General features: G+C 65.2%; 18 protein-coding genes and 1 pseudogene. 8 read left to right on the top strand and 11 right to left on the bottom strand.

What is annotated here, in order from left to right; all coding sequences use genetic code 11:
- Positions 1–2: 2 nt before the first annotated feature.
- The 8 genes from kdpB to ACUCV0_RS17680 form a co-directional block, all read right to left on the bottom strand.
- Entirely contained in the window at positions 3–2033 is a 2031-nt protein-coding gene (gene kdpB / locus ACUCV0_RS17715; RefSeq protein WP_482213269.1) for a potassium-transporting ATPase subunit KdpB, read from the bottom strand.
- Position 2034: 1 nt separating this feature from the next.
- Positions 2035–3732 carry a potassium-transporting ATPase subunit KdpA gene (kdpA, locus tag ACUCV0_RS17710; RefSeq protein ID WP_454253039.1) on the bottom strand — a complete coding sequence of 566 codons (1698 nt, stop codon included), beginning with the start codon at positions 3730–3732 and terminating at the stop codon, positions 2035–2037.
- Positions 3733–3741: 9 nt separating this feature from the next.
- Positions 3742–3831, bottom strand: coding sequence for a potassium-transporting ATPase subunit F (locus ACUCV0_RS17705; protein ID WP_017640468.1), 90 nt, complete (start codon positions 3829–3831; stop codon positions 3742–3744).
- 142 nt (positions 3832–3973) lie between these two features.
- A complete protein-coding gene (locus tag ACUCV0_RS17700) occupies positions 3974–4192 on the bottom strand; it encodes a hypothetical protein (protein WP_308706618.1) in 219 nt (72 codons plus the stop codon).
- Positions 4193–4531: 339 nt separating this feature from the next.
- Entirely contained in the window at positions 4532–4744 is a 213-nt protein-coding gene (locus ACUCV0_RS17695; RefSeq protein ID WP_082696338.1) for a hypothetical protein, read from the bottom strand.
- A gap of 156 nt (positions 4745–4900) precedes the next feature.
- Positions 4901–7501, bottom strand: coding sequence for a bifunctional aconitate hydratase 2/2-methylisocitrate dehydratase (gene acnB / locus ACUCV0_RS17690; protein WP_059315017.1), 2601 nt, complete (start codon positions 7499–7501; stop codon positions 4901–4903).
- Between the two features lie 357 nt (positions 7502–7858).
- The gene (locus tag ACUCV0_RS17685) at positions 7859–8590 is read right to left on the bottom strand and encodes an aspartate/glutamate racemase family protein (protein WP_059315016.1); all 732 of its coding nucleotides are present in this window, start codon (positions 8588–8590) and stop codon (positions 7859–7861) included.
- A gap of 8 nt (positions 8591–8598) precedes the next feature.
- Positions 8599–9303 (bottom strand): GntR family transcriptional regulator, encoded by a 705-nt coding sequence (locus ACUCV0_RS17680; protein ID WP_059315015.1) that lies wholly within the window; start codon positions 9301–9303, stop codon positions 8599–8601.
- Positions 9304–9600: 297 nt separating this feature from the next.
- Between ACUCV0_RS17680 and ACUCV0_RS17675 the strand changes: the two genes are divergently transcribed.
- The 3 genes from ACUCV0_RS17675 (at position 9601) to ACUCV0_RS17665 (ending at position 12303) form a co-directional block, all read left to right on the top strand.
- Positions 9601–11046: an NCS1 family nucleobase:cation symporter-1 gene (locus ACUCV0_RS17675; protein ID WP_482213268.1), complete on the top strand. Its 1446-nt coding sequence runs from the start codon at positions 9601–9603 to the stop codon at positions 11044–11046.
- A gap of 95 nt (positions 11047–11141) precedes the next feature.
- A complete protein-coding gene (locus tag ACUCV0_RS17670) occupies positions 11142–11618 on the top strand; it encodes a DUF1289 domain-containing protein (protein ID WP_059315013.1) in 477 nt (158 codons plus the stop codon).
- Positions 11619–11691: 73 nt separating this feature from the next.
- Positions 11692–12303 (top strand): tRNA isopentenyl-2-thiomethyl-A-37 hydroxylase MiaE, encoded by a 612-nt coding sequence (locus ACUCV0_RS17665; RefSeq protein WP_313649154.1) that lies wholly within the window; start codon positions 11692–11694, stop codon positions 12301–12303.
- Between the two features lie 6 nt (positions 12304–12309).
- Here ACUCV0_RS17665 and ACUCV0_RS17660 read toward each other — a convergent pair whose 3' ends face one another.
- Complete coding sequence (locus ACUCV0_RS17660) at positions 12310–13002, bottom strand: endonuclease (RefSeq protein WP_482213267.1); 693 nt, start codon at positions 13000–13002, stop codon at positions 12310–12312.
- Between the two features lie 138 nt (positions 13003–13140).
- On the opposite strand from ACUCV0_RS17660, the pseudogene earP reads away from it, so the two are divergent.
- The 3 genes and pseudogenes from earP to ACUCV0_RS17645 form a co-directional block, all read left to right on the top strand.
- Positions 13141–14268 (top strand): annotated as a pseudogene (gene earP, locus ACUCV0_RS17655) (elongation factor P maturation arginine rhamnosyltransferase EarP); the annotation flags it as partial.
- Positions 14269–14316: 48 nt separating this feature from the next.
- Positions 14317–14883 carry an elongation factor P gene (gene efp / locus ACUCV0_RS17650; protein WP_167348583.1) on the top strand — a complete coding sequence of 189 codons (567 nt, stop codon included), beginning with the start codon at positions 14317–14319 and terminating at the stop codon, positions 14881–14883.
- Positions 14884–15005: 122 nt separating this feature from the next.
- Positions 15006–15746: a sulfite exporter TauE/SafE family protein gene (locus ACUCV0_RS17645; protein ID WP_482213283.1), complete on the top strand. Its 741-nt coding sequence runs from the start codon at positions 15006–15008 to the stop codon at positions 15744–15746.
- On the opposite strand, the gene ACUCV0_RS17640 is transcribed toward ACUCV0_RS17645, so the two are convergent.
- Positions 15747–16598, bottom strand: a complete 852-nt coding sequence (locus ACUCV0_RS17640) for a LysR substrate-binding domain-containing protein (RefSeq protein ID WP_313649153.1) — start codon at positions 16596–16598, stop codon at positions 15747–15749.
- A gap of 100 nt (positions 16599–16698) precedes the next feature.
- Between ACUCV0_RS17640 and ACUCV0_RS17635 the strand changes: the two genes are divergently transcribed.
- Both ACUCV0_RS17635 and ACUCV0_RS17630 read left to right on the top strand, forming a co-directional pair.
- Positions 16699–16950, top strand: coding sequence for a DUF1127 domain-containing protein (locus ACUCV0_RS17635; protein ID WP_434774259.1), 252 nt, complete (start codon positions 16699–16701; stop codon positions 16948–16950).
- 33 nt (positions 16951–16983) lie between these two features.
- A complete protein-coding gene (locus ACUCV0_RS17630; RefSeq protein ID WP_482213266.1) occupies positions 16984–18183 on the top strand; it encodes a winged helix-turn-helix domain-containing protein in 1200 nt (399 codons plus the stop codon).
- A 34-nt stretch (positions 18184–18217) separates the two neighbouring features.
- Here the strand turns inward: ACUCV0_RS17630 and ACUCV0_RS17625 are convergent, their stop codons facing one another.
- The gene (locus tag ACUCV0_RS17625; protein ID WP_271654966.1) at positions 18218–19564 is read right to left on the bottom strand and encodes a class II 3-deoxy-7-phosphoheptulonate synthase; all 1347 of its coding nucleotides are present in this window, start codon (positions 19562–19564) and stop codon (positions 18218–18220) included.
- Positions 19565–19608 lie beyond the last annotated feature (44 nt).

Here is a 19608-nt window from a genome sequence, read left to right as displayed (position 1 = left end):
CCTCAGACCAGACCAAGGGCGCCGAGCGCCAGGTCGATAGCTTTGATGCCGATGAAGGGCACGGCGATGCCGCCCAGCCCATAGATCAACAGGTTGCGGCGCAAGAGGGCGGCAGCGCTGGCGGCCTTGACCCGCACCCCGCGCAATGCCAGGGGAATCAGCGCGACGATGATCAGGGCGTTGAACACGATGGCCGAAAGGATGGCGCTCTGCGGACTGGCCAGGTGCATCACGTTGAGCGCGTTCAGCTGCGGATAGATGCCGGCGAACAGCGCCGGCAGGATGGCGAAGTACTTGGCTACGTCATTGGCCACCGAAAAGGTGGTCAGGGCGCCGCGGGTCACCAGCAGCTCCTTGCCCACCTGCACCACGTCGAGCAGCTTGGTAGGGTCCGAATCCAGGTCCACCAGGTTGGCGGCCTCGCGGGCGGCCTGGGTGCCGTCGTTCATCGCCATGCCGACATCGGCCTGGGCCAGAGCAGGGGCGTCATTGGCGCCGTCGCCGCACATGGCCACCAGCTTGCCTTCGGCCTGTTCGCTGCGGATGCGCTCCAGCTTCTTCTCCGGGGTGGCTTCGGCGATGACATCGTCCACGCCCGCCTCGGCGGCGATGGCGGTGGCGGTCAGGGGGTTGTCGCCGGTCACCATCACGGTGCGGATGCCGAGGGTCCGCAGCTCGGCGAAGCGCTCGCGAATCCCCGGCTTGACCACGTCCTTGAGGTGGATGGCGCCCAGCAGCCGGCCTTCGCCGCAGACCAGCAGCGGGGTACCGCCACTCTTGGCGATGGTCTCGATCTCCCGGGCCAGCACCTCCGGCAGGTCGGCGCGGGTCTGGCCGAGAAACATCAGCACGGCGTCCACTGCCCCCTTGCGGTACTCACGGCCCTGCCAGTCGATGCCCGACAGGCGCGTCTCGGCGCTGAAGGGGATGGGCGCGACCTGGGCGCGTGGCGGCTCTTCCAGCGGGTGCAGGTTGCGCAGGTACTCAACTACCGAGCGGCCTTCCGGGGTCTCGTCGGCCAGCGATGCATAGAGGGCACCCTCGGCCAGGGCCTTGGGGGTGATGCCCTGGGCGGCGTACAGGGCGCTGCAGCGGCGGTTGCCGAAGGTAATGGTGCCGGTCTTGTCCAGCAGCAGGGTATGGACGTCCCCGGCGGCCTCCACGGCGCGACCCGAGGTGGCGATCACGTTCAGCCGCACCAGGCGATCCATGCCGGCGATGCCGATGGCCGAGAGCAAACCGCCGATGGTGGTGGGGATCAGCGTCACCAGCAGGGCCACCAGGAACAGCAGCGGCAGCTCGCCACCGGCCAGGGCGGCGAAGGGCTGCAGGGTCACCACCACCAGCAGGAAGATCAGCGTCAGGCCGATCAGCAGGATGTCCAGCGCGACCTCGTTGGGGGTCTTCTGGCGCTTGGCGCCTTCCACCAGGGCGATCATGCGGTCCAGGGTCGATTCGCCGGGGTTGGCGGTGATGCGCACCCGGATCCAGTCCGACACCACGCGGGTATTGCCGGTGACGGCCGAGCGATCGCCACCGGATTCGCGGATCACCGGCGCCGATTCACCGGTGATGGCCGCCTCGTTGACCGCGGCCACGCCCTCGATGATCTCGCCGTCGCCGGGGATCAGCTCGCCGGCTTCCACTCGCACGATCTGGCCCTTGCGCAGCGAGCTGGCCGGCACCATCCGGTGCTCGCCGTTTTCCTCAAGGCGTGCGGCGAGATGCTGGCCAATGCCCTTTAGGCTGTCGGCGCGGGCCTTGCCGCGGCCTTCGGCGAGGGCTTCGGCGAAGTTGGCGAACAGGAGGGTGAACCACAGCCAGAGGGTGATCTGCACCGCCACCCCGGTGCTGACGCCATTGTTCGGCGCCAGGCACAGCAGGGTGGAGAACAGCGCGGTGATCTCCACCACGAACATTACTGGCGAGCGGATCTGCTGCCGTGGGTCGAGCTTGACGAAGGCCTGCCGCAGCGCCTGGCGCCAGAGGTTGCCAGGAGCGGGCGTGGGCAGGGTGTGGGTCTGGGCATCCATTTCAGCGGACTCCGAACAGTTGCAGATGGTCGGCGATCGGCCCCAGGGCGAGCGTCGGCAGGAAGGTCAGGCCTCCCACCAGCAGCAGGGTGATCACCAGCAGGGTGACGAACAGCGGGCCGTGGGTGGGGAAGCTGTTGGGGCCGAGCGGGACGGCACGCTTGGCCGCCAGGCTGCCGGCAATGGCCAGGACCGGCAGGATGTAGCCGAAGCGACCGATCAGCAGCGCCAGGCTCAGCATCAGGTTGTGGAAGGGCGTATTGGCGCCGAAGCCACCAAAGGCCGAGCCGTTGTTGGCCGTGGCCGAGGTGTAGGCATAGAGCAGCTGGCTGAAGCCATGGGGGCCCGTGGCCGCGATGCCAGCTACACCAGCCGGGACGCTGGCGGCGATGGCGCCCAGCACCAGCACGCCCAGCGGCATCACCAGCAGGGTCGCCACCAACAGCCGCACCTCGGGTGCCTCCAGCTTCTTGCCCAGGTACTCCGGCGTGCGGCCGACCATGAGGCCGGCGATGAAGACGGCGATCAGCACGTTGAGCAGCATGCCGTAGAGACCGGCCCCGACGCCGCCGAATATCACCTCGCCGAGCATCATGTTGAACAGCGCGATCAGTCCGGTCAGGGGTGCCAGGCTGTCGTGCATGGCATTCACCGAGCCGTTGGACGCGGCGGTGGTCACCGTCGCCCAGAGTGCGGAGGCAGTCCCGCCCAGGCGCGTTTCCAGGCCTTCCATCGAGGCTCCCTGGGTGATCGCCAGATTGGCCAGGGCCGGGTTGGCCTGGCTCTGTGCGGCGATGGCGACCGTGGCGCCGATGGCCAGCAGGCCGAACATGGCAGCGAAAATCGCCCAGCTCTGCCGCCGATCCTTGACGTAGTGACCGAAGCTGAATACCAGCGCCGCCGGGATCATGAGGATGGCGGACAGCTCCAGCAGATCACTGAGCGCTGTGGGATTCTCGAAGGGATGCGCGGAGTTGACACCAAAGAATCCGCCGCCATTGGTACCCAGCTGCTTGATGGCGATCTGGCTGGCGGCTGGCCCCAGCGGCAGTGTCTGAGTCGCGCCCTGCAGGGTGGTGGCGTCGACATAGGGCATGAAGGTCTGGGGCACGCCCTGCCAGATCAGCAGCAGCGCCAACGGCAGGCACAACGGCAGCAGGATATAGAAGACCACCCGGAACAGGTCGACCCAGAAATTACCGATCTCCTGGGTGCTACGCCGGGCGATGCCGCGCGCCAGGGCGGCGAGCACCGCCACGCCTACCGAGGCGCTGACGAAGTTCTGCACGCCCAGGCCGACCATCTGGCTGAAGTAGCTTAGCGAGGCCTCGCCGCTGTAGGCCTGCCAGTTGGTGTTGGTCACGAAACTGATGGCGGTGTTCAGCGCAAGCGTCCACTCCAGGCCAGGCCGCTGCTGCGGATTGAGTGGCAGACCGCCCTGCAGCAGCAGGATGGCGAACAGCAGCGCGATTCCCAGCCCGTTGAACAGCACCAGGGCGATGGCATAGGTGCGCCAGTCCTGGCCACGGCCGTCGGTGCCCGCCACCTTTAGCGTCAGGCGCTCCAGGGGCGTGCCGACAAAGCTCAGCCAGGTCCGCTCGCCTTCCAGCGCACGGTAGAAGTAGCGCCCCAGGAAGGGCGCGGGAAGAAAGGTCAGGGCCAGGAAGGCCAGGATCAGGAACGCGGCGTGGCTGTCCATGCCGCCTCCCTAGGAGCGGCCGGCGCGCAACAGCGCCGCCAGCAGATAGACGAACAGACCCAGTGCCAGAAGCAGGGCCAGAAGATTCCAGGGGGTCATCACGAGTTCTCCAGAGACGGCAGCTGCCGCGTGGAGAAATTGTCGGGAGGAGGGGCGTAAAGAAGCGAGGCGGGGAAGGTTGGCGGGGCGTAAAGAAAGCGTTAAATCGGCCCCGCACGCTACCGTGGGCGGGGCCTCGGGATTATTGCTTGGGCGCGTTCTGCTGTTCTTCCTTGGCCTTCTTGTTGGCCTCGTGGTGACCGATGGCACAGCCCGCGGCGGCACCGGCGACGCCGTGACCCCCGGCGACATGACCCGCGGCGCCACCGACCACAGCGCCCTTGACGCAGCCGGCGGCAAAGGTGACTTGGCTGGCGCCGAGTAGCAGAGCGGAAAGGGCAAGGGTGGGCAGGAGCTTCATGGTGGCGACCTCTCGTGGGTGCGAAGTAATGTTCTGTAACAATTGACCTTGACGAGCCTCGCCAGTTCTCCCGCGGCACAGCTTGGCGACCAAGTCGCCCTGGACTCCGCCAGTCACCTGGGTCGTCAGCAGGCTATCGATATCGCGGCCACGGCTCGCTCCTACAGCCATACCTGAACCTGTAGGAGCGGCCCATGGCCGCGATACGGACTGGGTTTGGGGATGACGTGAAGAGTCTGCGTTAAAGCCGTCTCAGGCGCTGTGCGAATGGCTGCTTCGGTGAATAGTCGTGATGCTGATAGCGACTCATGTCCTGTTCTGGAAAGCGCCTTATCGCATTCAGGAATGACCGTGCTGCTGTTCTTCCTTCGCCTTCGCCGCCAGGTGATGGCCGATGAAACAGCCGGCGACTGCGCCGGCGATGGCGTGGTGTCCGGCCACATGTCCCGCCACGCCGGCAACCACGGCGCCCTTGATACAACCCGCTGCCATCGTCGTCTGGCCGAGACCGAGCAACAGCGTGGATAGGCTCACGATGACAAGACGTTTCATGGGGTGATCTCGGCAGAAGGAAAGCCTTAGCGTAGGGCGTCTGAGTTAACCGCCGCTTAAGGCCGGCTCAGGGGAAGGAGCCGTCCTGGCGAGCCAGGATCGCGGCGCATAAAAAAACCGCCCCGAAGGGCGGCTTTTCAGTACCGCAGGCTGGCGTCAGACTTCGACGGCGGCGATACGGGCTTTCTCGGCGCTTTCACGGAATTCGGCGATCTGGTCGAAGCTCAGGTAGCGGTAGACGTCCGCTGCCATGCTGTCGATGCTCTTCGCGTATTCCATGTACTCCTCAACGCTAGGCAGCTTGCCCAAGATCGAAGCCACTGCGGCCAGTTCCGCCGAGGCCAGGTAGACGTTGGCGCCGTCGCCCAGGCGATTGGGGAAGTTACGGGTGGAGGTGGAGACCACGGTGGCGTTGGCGGCCACACGGGCCTGGTTGCCCATGCACAGCGAGCAGCCCGGCATTTCCATGCGCGCGCCAGCCTTGCCGTAGATGCCGTAGTAGCCTTCCTCGGTCAGCTGGTGCTGGTCCATCTTGGTCGGCGGCGACAGCCACAGGCGGGTCGGAATCGAGCCCTTGACCTTGTCCAGCAGCTTGCCGGCAGCGCGGAAGTGACCAATGTTGGTCATGCAGGAACCGATGAACACCTCGTCGATCTTGTCGCCGGCCACCTGGGACAGCAGGCGGGCGTCATCCGGATCGTTGGGCGCGCACAGAACCGGCTCGTTGACCTCGGCCAGGTCGATCTCGATGACTTCGCTGTATTCGGCATCGGCATCGGCAGCCAGCAGTTCCGGGTTGGCGATCCAGGCTTCCATGGCGCGCGCGCGGCGCTCCAGGGTACGGGGATCACCGTAGCCTTCCTCGATCATCCAGCGCAGCAGGGTGATGTTGGACTGCAGGTACTCGGTGATGGACTCGGGCGACAGCTTGATGGTGCAGCCGGCAGCGGAACGCTCGGCGGAGGCATCGGACAGCTCGAACGCCTGCTCCACGGTCAGGTCTTCCAGGCCTTCGATCTCGAGGATGCGGCCGGAGAAGATGTTCTTCTTGCCCTTCTTCTCGACGGTCAGCAGGCCCTTCTGGATGGCGTAGTAGGGGATGGCATGCACCAGGTCACGCAGGGTGATCCCGGGCTGCATCTTGCCCTTGAAGCGCACCAGTACCGACTCGGGCATGTCCAGCGGCATCACGCCGGTGGCAGCGGCGAAGGCCACCAGGCCCGAACCGGCCGGGAAGGAGATGCCGATCGGGAAGCGGGTGTGGGAATCGCCACCGGTGCCGACGGTGTCGGGCAGCAGCATGCGGTTCAGCCAGCTGTGGATGATGCCGTCGCCAGGACGCAGGGAGACACCGCCACGGGTACGGATGAAATCCGGCAGGGTGTGGTGGGTCTTGACGTCGATGGGCTTGGGATAGGCCGCGGTGTGGCAGAAGGACTGCATCACCAGGTCGGCGGAGAAGCCCAGGCAGGCCAGGTCCTTCAGCTCGTCACGGGTCATCGGGCCAGTGGTGTCCTGGGAACCGACGGTGGTCATCTTCGGCTCGCAGTAGGTGCCGGGGCGCACGCCCTCGACGCCGCAGGCCTTGCCGACCATCTTCTGCGCCAGGGTGTAGCCCTTGGTGCTCTCGGCCGGCTGGTCCGGCTTGTTGAACAGGTCGGACGGGCCCATGCCCAATTCGGCGCGCGCCTTCTCGGTCAGGCCGCGGCCGACGATCAGCGGGATACGGCCGCCGGCGCGGACTTCGTCCAGCAGCACGGGGGTCTTGAGTTCGAAGGTGGCGACGATTTCATCGCTGCCATGGCGGGTGACCTTGCCAGCCTTGGGATAGACGTCGATGACGTCGCCCATTTCCAGGGCGGACACATCGAACTCGATCGGCAGGGCGCCGGCGTCTTCCATGGTGTTGTAGAAGATCGGGGCGATCTTGGAACCGAAGCAGAAGCCGCCCGCGCGCTTGTTGGGCACGTAGGGGATGTCGTCGCCGAAGAACCACAGCACCGAGTTGGTGGCGGACTTGCGGGAAGAGCCGGTACCGACCACGTCACCGACGTAGGCGACCGGGAAGCCCTTGGCACGTACTTCCTCGATCTGCTTCAGCGGACCGATGCTGCCTTGCTGCTCGGGCACGATGCCGTCGCGAGCCATCTTCAGCATGGCCAGGGCGTGCAGCGGGATGTCCGGACGCGACCAGGCGTCGGGCGCGGGGGAGAGGTCGTCGGTGTTGGTTTCGCCAGGCACCTTGAACACGGTCAGGGTGTACTTCTCGGCGATTTCCGGACGCTTTTTGTACCACTCGCCTTCGGCCCAGGATTGCAGGACAGCCTTGGCGTGGGTGTTGCCGGCCTTGGCCTTCTCGGCCACGTCGTGGAAGGCGTCGAACATCAGCAGGGTGTGCTTGAGTTGTTCGGCGGCCACGGCGGCCAGTTCGGCATCGTCCAGCAGCTCGACCAGGGTGGCGATGTTGTAGCCGCCCTGCATGGTGCCCAGCAGTTCGGTGGCACGCTGCCTGGAGATCAGTGGGGACTGGGCCTCGCCCTTGGCGACGGCGGAGAGGAAGCCAGCCTTGACGTAGGCAGCTTCGTCGACGCCCGGCGGGACGCGGTTGGTAATGAGGTCGACGAGGAAGGCTTCCTCACCGGCAGGGGGATTCTTCAGCAGTTCGACCAGACCGGCCGTTTGCTCGGCGTTCAGCGGCTGGGGCACGATGCCCTGGGCGGCACGCTCTTCTACGTGGTTACGATAGGCTTCAAGCACGGGTTGACCCTCATCAGTGGTCCAATATTGCGTCCGGGGGCTGGCGCCCCGAAATGTATCCGGCAGGGTTTGACGGGGGAGGCTGCGGGCAGGACCACCGTCACGCCGGACGCACTCCGCTAGAAGCTGTTTTCAAAGTTTTACGCCGGCTGCTGCAAGGCAGGTCGGGCAGTTGGCGGTTGATGAGGCCGCCGCTGCCCGGAAGGTCGCCGGAAACTTTGCTCGTGACGCTTTGAAAACAGCTTCGTATCGGACATTGCGCCTATAAGGCTGCCTAATTCTACGCCAAGCCTCTGGCGAAGTTAAGCGCTGCGTTGTCGCATCGTGTGCGTCACGCTGTTAGACCTTGGCCGTAGTCTAGCGGCCCAGATGCGCGAAGCGCCCGGTGAAGGGCTTGGCGATGGGATAGGCCAGGTCGCCGTGCTTGCTGGTCCCCAGGCCCAGGTCGACCAGGGACTCGGCCAGCTTGACCGCGGCGCTCACGCCTTCGATCACCGGGACGCCGATGGCCTCGCTCAGGGCTTCGCGCAGATCGGCCATGCCGCCGCAGCCCAGCACGATGGCGCCGGCACCTTCCTCGTCACGCGCCCGGCGCCCTTCGGCGGCGATCAGCTCGATCAGGCTGTCGTCCGCGTCCTCCAGTGCCAGCACTGGCAGATCGATGCAGCGCACCGAGGTGCACAGCTCGGCGAAGCCATATCGCTGCAGCAGATGCTCGGCAATGATGCGCGTACGGGTGAGGGTGGTCACCACGGCGAAGCGGGTGGCCAGCAGGCTGGCCAGATGGAAGCCAGCCTCGGCGATGCCGAGCACTGGCCCCTTGGCCATTTCCCGTGCCGCGAGCAGGCCTGGATCGCCAAAGCAGGCGATGACATGGGCGGCGCAGCCGGCTTCGACGCCCTTGCGCATCTCCTCGATCACTCCGACCGCGGCTACCGCCTCGTCATAGTGACTTTCGATGGAGACCGGGCCGGCCTCGGGATTGCTGGCGAGAATGGTGGTACCTGGGCGGGCGATGGCCTGGGCTGCGCGGCCGATCTTGGCGGTCATGCCGGCACTGGTATTGGGGTTGATGACCTGAATCTGCATGGGACGCCTCAACTGCGTTTGAAGATGCTGCGGAAATCAGGCTCGGCGGCCACGGGCCGGTCGATCCTGAGGGATTCACGGATCAGGCGCAGGTGCTGCGCCATCCAGTCGCTGGCGGCCGCGCCCTGGCCCTCGGCGAGCAGGTCCAGCAGCTCGCCGTGCTGGCCGCAATCGCAGCCCAGGCTGTGGTGCGAACCATAGATGGCGATCAGCAGCGATGAGCGACTGGCTAGCTGGGCGACCTGCTCGGTCAGTACCTGATTGTCGGCCAGGGCCGCGAGTTCGACGTGGAAGCGCGCGGACAGCTGGATCGCCAGGCTGTGGCGCCCGCCATGCTGGGCCTCGTGCTCCTCGCTACAGAGCTGCCGCAAGGGAGCCAGTTGGGCGCTGTCGATCCGGGCGGCCACCAGGGGCATCAAGGCGGGTTCGATCAGTTGGCGCGCAGCCAGGATGTCCTGGGCTTCCTTGGCGGTGGGTTGGGCGACCTGGGCGCCGCGATTGGCGCGCAAGGTCACCAGCCGCTCCAGGGCCAGCCGCTGCAGCACCTTGCGAATGCCGGTTCGGCTGATGCCGAAGGTTTCCGCCAGGGTGTCTTCCGGCAGCCGAGTGCCTGGGGTCAGTCGATGCTCGACGATGGCGTCGAGAATGTCCTGGTAGATCCGCTCGTCCCGGGGAGAGGCGGCAACGGCGAGTGGTGAGGGGGCTGCACCCATGGGCTAACTCCGGCGATTTGGATGAATTGTATACAGAAATGCCGCGCGCGACGATGGGCGAGAAACACCACCCCTGTGCGCCAAGGTAGCGCCTGGCCGCCACCAAACGCCCCAAGGAAGTGCGTTTCAGGTAGCACTCTAAGACCGGTGGCAAAGCGCTTCATTCAGAAAATCTGTTGCAGAGCCAGGAAGTTAACGCCTTTCCCAAGTAACTGGCACGGTCTCTGCCTGGCGAATTGTATACAAGATCAGATAGGCCCCGTATGCAGGTGCCTGTCACCACGGAGGAGGCGATCCATGACCCAGCAGCGTCCCGCGGGCTATAGCCCACGTCTGTATAACGAAGATCTCGGGCCGGTCGAGCAGAAGTGGAGCTGGTACAACATCTTCGCCTTCTGGATGAGTGACGTACACAGCGTCGGTGGCTACGTCTTCGCCGCCAGCCTGTTCGCCTTGGGCCTGGCCAGTTGGCAGGTGTTGATCGCCTTGCTGGTGGGCATCTGCATCATTCAGGTGATCGCCAATCTCGTCGCCCGGCCCAGTCAGCAAGCCGCCGTACCCTATCCGGTGATCTGCCGCCTGGCCTTCGGCGTCTTTGGCGCGAACATCCCGGCAGTGATCCGGGGCCTGATCGCAGTGGCCTGGTACGGCATCCAGACCTATCTCGCCTCCAGCGCGCTGATCATCGTGGTGCTCAGATTCTTTCCGGCCCTGGCCGCCTTTGGCGACACCAGCTTTCTGGGGCTGTCCTATCTCGGCTGGATGGGCTTCCTCACCCTTTGGGTGCTGCAGGCCTGCGTCTTCTGGGCGGGCATGGACTCCATCCGTCGTTTCATCGACTGGGCCGGTCCCGCGGTCTATGCGGTGATGTTCCTGCTCGCCGCCTGGATCGTCTGGCGCGCCGGCTGGAGCAACATCAGCTTCACCCTGGCGGAAAAGCAACTCACCGGCTGGGCCGCGTTCTGGCAGGTGATCATGGCTATCGCCCTGGTGGTGTCCTACTTCTCCGGTCCCACCCTCAACTTCGGGGACTTCAGTCGTTATTGCCGTTCCATGCAGGACGTGCGTCGCGGTAACTTTTGGGGCCTGCCGATCAACTTCCTGGCCTTTTCGCTGGTCACCGTGGTGATCGTCTCCGGCACCTTGCCGGTGTTCGGCGAGATGATCCACGATCCCATCGCCACCGTGGCCCGTATCGACAACACCACCGCCGTGCTGCTGGGTGCCTTCACCTTCATCACCGCTACCATCGGCATCAACATCGTCGCCAACTTCGTCTCACCCGCCTTCGACTTCGCCAATATGGCGCCCAGCAAGATCAGCTGGCGCGCCGGTGGCATGATCGCCGCGGTGGCCTCGATCTTCATCACGCCCTGGAATCTGTTCAACAATCCCGAGGTGATCCATTACACCCTGGACGTGCTGGCCTCCTGCATCGGCCCGCTGTTCGGCATCCTGCTGGTGGACTACTACCTGCTGCGCAAAGGACGGATCGAGGTCGCTGCCCTGTTCGACGACACCCCCGAGGGTGCCTACTGGTACAGCGGTGGCGTCAATTGGGTCGCAGTGCAGGCACTGGTGGCTGCCGCGCTGATCGGGCTGTGCTTCACCTTCGTGCCCTGGTTCAAGCCGATCGCCAATTTCGCCTGGTTTACCGGCTGCTTCCTCGGCGGGCTGTTCTTCTATGCCTTGAGTCGGCGCAGCGCCAATCCGCTGTCGGTCCGGGGCGCGGCGGCAGTGTGATCGACCCGCTGATCCTGCACGACCGGCACGGGTACCCGCGCCGGTCATCGGCGTTTCCGGCTAGACTAGGCGTTTTGCTCCAAGGCTTGCCGTCCATGCCCGCTCCTGTCATCAAGACGCCCTGCGTCGGCCTGTGCTCGACGATGTTCGGCGACCACGTCTGCCGTGGTTGCAAGAGATTCCACCACGAGGTGGTGAACTGGAATCTCTACAACGAGGACGAGCGCCGCGCCGTCTGGGCGCGTCTCGAACTGCTGCTGGTGCAGGTGGTGTCGGCCAAGGTCGATGTCTTCGATCCGGCCTTGCTGCGTCAGCAGCTGCAGCAGCGCAGCATCCGCTTCCGGCCGGACCAGTCGGAATATTGCTGGGCCTATCAGCTGCTGGCTCGCGGTGCGCGGCATATCCAGCAGCTGGATGCCTATGGTGTGCGCCTGCTGCCGGAATTTCGCGAGCGGCCACTGGCCGATCTGCGTGACGCCATCGACCGGGAATTTTTCCTGCTCTCCGAAGCCCACTACGACCGTTACATCGCCCCGCGCTTCCTGCTCGAAGGCGTGGACAGTCGCGTCTGAGCGCTGGCAGGCGAGCGGCGCTGCCCAGGCGCGCGCCTTTCTCTATAATGCGCGGCTTTTGCACGGGATTACGCTGATGTCCTTGCCCGAGATGAACGAATTCCTCGGTTGCCGTACGCCGGATGCCTGGGTCGACGCCGCGCTGCAGGATCTGCCGACGCTGCTGCAGGACCATGCCAACAACGAGAAGAAGGCCGCCGGCGCCGCCTTCCACTATCTGTTCACCTATTCCAATCGCGCCGAACTGTCCTGGAAGATGTCGCGCATCGCCCGCGAGGAGCTGCGCCACTTCGAGCAGGTGCTGCAGATCATGAAGCGCCGTGGCATCGAGCACCGCAATGTCAGCTCGGCGCGTTACGCCGGCGCCCTACGCAAGCTCTGTCGCAATCACGAGCCCCTGAAGCTGACCGACAGCCTGGTGATCGGGGCCTTCATCGAGTGTCGCTCCTGTGAGCGCTTCGGCGCCGTGGCGCCCCACCTGGACGAGGAGCTGGGCAAGTTCTACAGCGGCCTGCTGGCCTCCGAGGCGCGGCATTTTCAGGACTATCTCAAGCTCGCCTACCTCTATGGCGAGCGGGACGACGTCGATGCCAAGATCGCCGAGGTCCGCGCGCTGGAAGTGGAGCTGATCAGCTCCAGCGACCGCGAGATGAGATTCCACAGCGGTATTCCAAGCGCTGCCTGAGTCGCGCTACTTGCAGGCCTTGGTCTGACCGACGTAGGGATTGCCGTGGCCCATGATGCAGGCCAGGCGCTGATTGCGCTGGCGCTCCCAGGCCTCGGGCGGGTACTGCTTGGTCCAGGCGCTGTAGAGCTGGCGGTCCTGCTTGGACAGGCGCAGGCCGTAGCGGTCGCTCATGTAGAAGTAGGTACGGGCGACCATGCCGCGGATCTCCGGGCGCGGCATGGCGGTCTTGGCCTTGAAGTCCACCACCATCTGGCAGGCGCCGTACTGGGTCGCCTTTTGCGGCAGCCAGCCAAAGGCGAAATTGCTGCGGTCGCCATTGACCTCGCCCACCACCGGCACCAGGTTGAAGAGGTCGGCCTCGGCCTTCTGGTACACCGGGTCCTTGGCCGTGCAGTTCTTGCGACCGCCTTTCTGCCAGCACTGGCGCTGGTGGCCAATCACCCAGGCGGGGACGATGTGTTCCCATTCGATGCGGCTGGCGCGCTGGGCGCTCTTGCGCGGGACGTAGCCACAGCTCTTGAGATCCACGGTCTTGCCGCTGTAGTGGCAACCGCAGTAGAAGTCCACGCCCTGCTTGGCATAGACCTTGGCTGCGACCACCTTGGCTTCGCTGAAGGTACGGGGCGGTTGAGGCGTCGCCAGGGCGCTCAGGGAAGCCAGGGTCAAACAGAACAGCAGGGCAGAGCGCAACGACATGGAGAATCCGTCCGAAAAAGCGCGGATACTACCGACCCGCACAGGGTCGCGATGTGACTGGGTTCACTGGAAGCCGTCCCGCATCGCACCGCTGGTGAAGCGGAACCCGATTCGATATCAATGACTTAGAGGTAAGGCATGGCAGCCTGGGACATCTTCTGCACGGTGGTGGACAACTATGGCGACGCAGGCATCACCTGGCGCCTGGCCCATCAGTTGGTGGCCGAACACGACCAGCAGGTCCGCCTCTGGATCGACGACCTCTATCCCCTGGCGCGCATCCAGCCCGGCGTGGACAGAGCCGCCGAACAGCAATGGCACCGGGGGGTGGAAGTCCGGTTATGGCGTCCCGACTGGGCCGACGCCGAATCCGGTGACGTGGTGGTGGAAGCCTTCGCCTGTCAGTTGCCAGAGGAGTTCGTCACGGCCATGGCGCGCCGCGCCGAGCGCCCGCTATGGCTCAATCTGGAGTACCTGAGCGCCGAGGAGTGGATCGAAGGCTGCCACGGCCTGCCTTCGCTGCAGCCCACCGGACTCAACAAGTATTTCTTCTTTCCCGGCTTCACCGCCAAGGTGGGCGGGCTGTTGCGTGAGCGCGGACTGCTCGGCGAGCGCGACGGCTTTGTCGCCGATCCTGCGGCCGCGGCGGCCTATCTCGCCGGCCTGGGCGTCCAGCGTCAAGCGGGCGAGCGGCTGTTCTCGCTGTTCGCCTACGAGAATCCCGCACTGATCGACTGGCTCGATGCCCTCAGCGCGGGAACCCAGCCCACCTGTCTGCTGGTGCCCGAGGGCCGGGTACTGGCCAACATCGCCGCCTGGCTGGGGGTCGACTGGCTCAAATCCGGTGATAGCCATCACCGGGGCGCGTTACGGGTGCAGGTACTGCCCTTCGTTTCCCAGCAGGACTACGACCGACTGCTCTGGTGTTGCGATTTCAACGCCATTCGCGGTGAGGACTCCTTCGTTCGTGCGCAGTGGGCCGCGCACCCCTTCGTCTGGCACATCTATCCGCAGGAGGAGGACGCGCACTTCGTCAAACTGGAGGCCTTTCTCGGGCGCTATACCGAGGCCGCCTCGCCTGAACTGGCGGCGGCGGTCACCGCCTTCTGGCTGGCCTGGAACGGCCGCGGTGACCTGGCCGCAGCCTGGTCAGCCCTGGACGCGCAAGGGGCGGCGTGGCGTCTGCTGGCGCGTGATTGGAGCGATCGGATGGCTTCTCACAGCGATCTTGCTGCCAGCCTGGTGCATTTCCACTCAGATTGGCTATCATATGGCGCCTCGAAATCCCGTTCTTCCATCCATACGGATAACCGCATGAAAACCGCACAAGAGTTCCGTGCCGGCCAAGTGGCCATGATCGACAACGCTCCCTGGGTCATCCAGAAAGCTGACTACAACAAGTCCGGCCGTAACGCTGCAGTGGTCAAGATGAAGCTGAAGAGCCTGCTCTCCGGCAGCGCGACCGAGACCGTCTTTCGTGCCGACGACAAGCTCGAGCCGGTCATCCTGGATCGCAAGGAAGTGACCTATTCCTACTTCGCCGATCCCCTGTACGTCTTCGTCGACGCCGACTACAACCAGTACGAAGTCGAGAAGGACGACCTGGGCGAAGCTCTGGCCTTCATCGAAGACGGCATGACCGACGTCTGTGAAGCCGTGTTCTACAACGATCGCGTCATCTCCATCGAGCTGCCGACCACCATCGTGCGCCAGATCGCCTACACCGAGCCGGCCGTTCGCGGCGATACCTCGGGCAAGGTCATGAAGACCGCTCGCCTGAACAACGGCTACGAGCTGAAGGTATCCGAGTTCTGCGATATCGGTGATCACATCGAGATCGACACCCGTACCAACGAGTACAAGTCGCGCGCCAAGGTCTAAACCAGGCGTGTCGATAAAAAGCCCGGCTCGCCGGGCTTTTTGCTGTCTGGGCGCCTGTGTCGTAGCGCCCCGGCTGACCTCTCCGTATCCATTCATCCCTGGATAGTGCTGCTGTGGAATTGCTGCCTGAGCTTTTGATCGATGTCGTCCTCGGCGCGGTGCTGGGCATGGTGGGTGGCCTGTTCGGCATCGGCGGTGGGTTGATCGCCATTCCGGTGCTGGCCCTGCTGTTCGGCCTCGACCAGCAACTGGCCCAGGGCACCGCCCTGGTGATGGTGGTGCCCAACGTGCTGCTGTCGGTCTACAAGTACAACCAGCGCAATCGTATCGACTGGCGCCGCGCTGCCTTGCTGGCGGGCGCAGGCATGGTCTCGGCACTGGTAGGCACCGTGCTGGCGGTATCCCTGGACGCCCGCTCGATGCGTCACGGCTTCGTGGGCTTCCTGCTGCTGCTGGTCCTCTACAACCTCTGGCAGCTCTATCGCCGCGGCCAGCCGCCACTGACCGCGCCCAGCCGGCTGGGCCTCGGCGTGCTGGGGTTGGTGGCTGGTCTGGTCGGTGGCCTGTTCGGCGTGGGCGGCGCGGTCATCGCCACCCCGATCCTGGCCGGCGTCATGGGCATGACCCAGGTCGCGGCCCAGGGCATGTCCCTGGCCATGGCGCTGCCCACCACAGGTGTCACCCTGGCCAGCTACGCCTGGCACGGCGAGGTGGATTGGCACGTGGGCATCCCGCTGGCGGTGGGTGGGCTGCTCAGTGTGAGCTGGGGCGTGCGCCTGGCCCACCAGCTTCCCGAGCGGCTGCTACGCTTGCTGTTCTGCGGTTTCCTGCTGCTGTGTGCGGTGCTGCTGGCGCTGCGCTGACTATTGCCGAAAGCCTTCGGCGATGTGTTCGGCGAGGGTGTCGATGATCGGCGAAGCGCTGCGGGGATTGCGCAGCAGTTCGATGGAGCAGGCGGGCAGGTCCGGCATGCCATCGGCTTCGCTCAGCCGCCGCAGCTCATTGGGCAGCAGGCTTTCCAGTTGCGCGGTGACCGCCAGGCCCGCCTTGACGATGCCCAGCAGCGCCGCCAGGCTCGGGCTGCTGTAGGCCAGGCGATAGCCGCGTTCACGAGTGTCCAGCGCACGCCGGGCCCATTCGCTGAGAAAGCACGAGGTATTGAACATGGCCAGGGGCAGCGGGTCACGCTGATGGACATCGAAGCCGGGCGCCTCGGCCCAGATGAAGCGCTCCCGGCGCAGCGGCAGCCCGATCTCGTTGCCAGGCTCGCGGGTAACGATGGTCAGATCCAGGTCCTGGCGCTGCAGTAGGCCGGCGCTGGGCTCGCAGTGCACGTCCACCTGCACCAGCGGGTAGGCCTTGGCGAAGCCTGCGAGAATCCCTGGGATGAACCTCATGACATAGTCGTCCGGCGTGCCGATGCGCACCGTACCCACCATGTGCGGCGCACGCAGGGTCGTCATGACTTCGCCGTGCAACTTGAGGATTCGCCGGGCATAGCCCAGCAGAATCTGGCCTTCCGCCGTCAGCCGTACCTGGCGCCCATCTCGCTCGAATAGCCGGCGCTGCAGCAGGTCGTCTTCCAGCTTGCGCATCTGCATGCTCACCGCGGACTGCGTACGGTTGACCACTTCGGCCGCACGGGTGAAGCCGCCCTGATCGGCAATAGCGACAAAGGTACGCAGCAGATCGGTCTCTATGCTCGGATAATTCATGGCATCAATCAGATGAATGGGTTGCATCAGAAGGATTCGTTGGATTGATGTTATACGGGCTTTCAGACTTGAGCCATACCCTTGGAAAAGGAGATTCACCATGGCTCAGCTCGCTCATCACACAGTTTCGTCCGCTCGCGTCCGTGAGTTTCTGGACGTCAGGTTTCGTTTGCGTCGGATCCTGGTCTGGCTGCAGCGGGCAGTGCAGGTCTCCCGTCAGCGCCGGGCCCTCTATCGGCTGGATGAAGGCGCACTGCACGACCTGGGTCTGAGCCGCGCTGATGCCTGGCAGGAGGCTGACAAGCCGTTCTGGCAGCAGCCTGCAGAGGAGGGCGACCGCCAATCCTGCTAGGGTGGAGGATCACCTCTTTAAGCAGGAGCTCGGATGGATAGCCTTTCCCTGCGCGAGGCCCGGCGCCTGGCCTTGCGTGCCCAGGGTTTCGGTAGCCAGCCCAAGGGTGGCGCCGGCCTGGCCGCCCTGTACCGTCAGGCTGCACGCCTGAATGTGCTGCAGATCGACTCGGTCAATGCCCTGGTCCGCTCGCACTATCTGCCGCTGTTCAGTCGCCTGGGACGCTATGACCTTGCCGACTTCGACGCCCTGGCCTGGGGCTCGGGCAGGGCGCGACAGCTCTATGAATGCTGGGCCCATGAAGCCTCCCTGGTGCCTGCGGAGGTCTGGGCCGAATTGCGCTGGCGCCGTGAGCTGGCCCGTCAGGGCATCGGCATCTATCGGCAGCTGGCGCGTTTCGCGGCCGAGCAGCCGCAGCTGGTGGCTCAGGCCCTGGAGGCGGTGGTGCAGCGCGGCGCCCTGGGCGCCGGCAGCCTGGCGAAGCGGGTCGATCAGGCCGGTCCCTGGTGGGACTGGAGCCCGGGCAAGCTGGCGCTGGAGTGGCTGTTCGCCGCCGGCGAGGTCACGGTGGCTGGGCGGCGGGGCTTCGAGCGGCTCTATGACCTGCCGGAGCGGGTCCTGCCGGCGGCGACCCTTGCCGCGCCTGCGCCGACACCGGAGGCGGCGCGCCGGGCACTGCTGCTGCGCAGCGCCAGAGCCCTGGGCGTAGCGACCGAGGTCCAGCTGCGTGACTATTTTCGCCTGAGTCCGGCCGAGGCCCGTCAGGGCATCGCCGAATTGCAGGAGGAGGGCGGCCTGCGGCCTATTCAGGTACAGGGCTGGGCGAAGCTCGCCTATGTCGCGGACACCCCAAGCCCCGGGCGGCCGGTACGCGCCGCGGCGCTGCTGTCGCCCTTCGACTCCCTGGTCTGGGAGCGTGAACGTACCGAGCAGTTATTTGGTTTCCGCTATCGACTGGAGATCTATACACCTGCGCCCAAGCGGGTCTATGGCTACTACGTGTTGCCCTTTCTCTATCACGAACGCCTGGCGGCGCGAGTGAATCTACGGGCTGAGCGAGCGGCCTCACGGCTGGCGGTGCATGCCGTGCACCTGGAGCCGGCGGGGCTGGATGACGAGGGCTGCGATGCCTTGGCAGGACAGTTGCGTGCGCTGGCGGACTGGCTGGGCCTGGCGGAGGTAGCGCTGCTTGGTCCGGCCAGCCTGCTGCAGGAGGCACTGGCGCGGCACTAGGAGGTCGCCGCGCAGGCGACCTCCCGACCTCGACTCAGCGGCGAATGCCCTTGAGGGTCTCGGCGATCATGAAGGCCAGTTCCAGGGACTGGTCGGCGTTCAGGCGCGGGTCGCAGTGGGTATGGTAGCGATCGGAAAGGGCGTCCTCGGTAACCGGACGGGCGCCACCGATGCACTCGGTGACGTTCTGGCCGGTCATCTCGATATGGATGCCGCCGGCATAGGTGCCCTCGGCCTTGTGTACCCCGAAGAATTCCTTGACCTCGCCCAGCACGCTGGCGAAATCCCGGGTCTTGTAACCGCTGGACGCCTTGATGGTGTTGCCGTGCATGGGGTCGGAACTCCACAGCACCTGGCGGCCCTCGCGCTCCACGGTCTGGATCAGGCGCGGCAGGTGGTCGCCGACCTTGCCCACGCCCATGCGCACGATCAGGTTGAGACGACCCGGATCGTTCTCAGGATTGAGGGTGTCGATCAGCCGGATCAGGTCTTCGCTAGTGGTGGAGGGACCGACCTTGACGCCAATGGGGTTGTTCACGCCGCGCAGGAATTCGACATGGGCACCGTCAGGCTGGCGGGTGCGGTCGCCGATCCAGAGCATGTGCGCGGAGCAGTCATACCAGTCGCCAGTCAGGCTGTCGCGGCGGACGAAGGCTTCCTCGTAGTTGAGCAGCAGCGCCTCATGGGCAGTGAAGAAATTGGTTTCCTTGACCTGGGGCGCGGTGTCCAGGCCACAGGCGCGCATGAACGCGAGGGTCTCGTCGATGCGATCCGCCAACTGGTGGTAGCGGTCGGCCAGGGCCGAATTGGCGATGAAGTCCAGGTTCCAGCGGTGCACCTGGTGCAGGTCGGCGAAACCGCCCTGGGCGAAGGCGCGCAACAGGTTGAGGGTCGCGGTGGACTGGTTGTAGGCCTGGATCAGGCGCTGCGGATCCGGGATACGGCTGCCTTCGGTGAAGTCGATGCCATTGACGATATCGCCACGGTAGGCGGGCAGGGAGATGCCATCCTGGACCTCATCGTTCGAAGAGCGCGGCTTGGCGAACTGCCCGGCCATGCGGCCAACCTTGACCACCGGGCAACCGGCAGCGAAGGTCATGACCACGGCCATCTGCAGCAGCACCTTGAAGGTGTCGCGAATCTTGCCGGCGGAGAATTCGAAGAAGCTTTCCGCGCAATCACCACCCTGCAACAGGAAGGCCCGGCCCTGGGTGACCTCGGCGAATTGCCGGCGTAGTTCGCGGGCTTCGCCGGCAAACACCAGCGGCGGATAGCCGGCGAGGGTGCGCTCGACGTCGGCGAGGCGGGCGTGATCGGGGTATTCGGGCTGCTGCTGGATGGGCAGGCCTCTCCAGCTGGTGGGGCTCCAAGGCGCGGACATGGCTCTCTCTGCGGTGGTTCGATGAAGCCTTTCATACTAACCGA

The sequence above is a fragment of the Pseudomonas sp. VMV1 genome (assembly GCF_056790235.1).
This window is presented reverse-complemented; position numbering and strand designations above follow the sequence as displayed.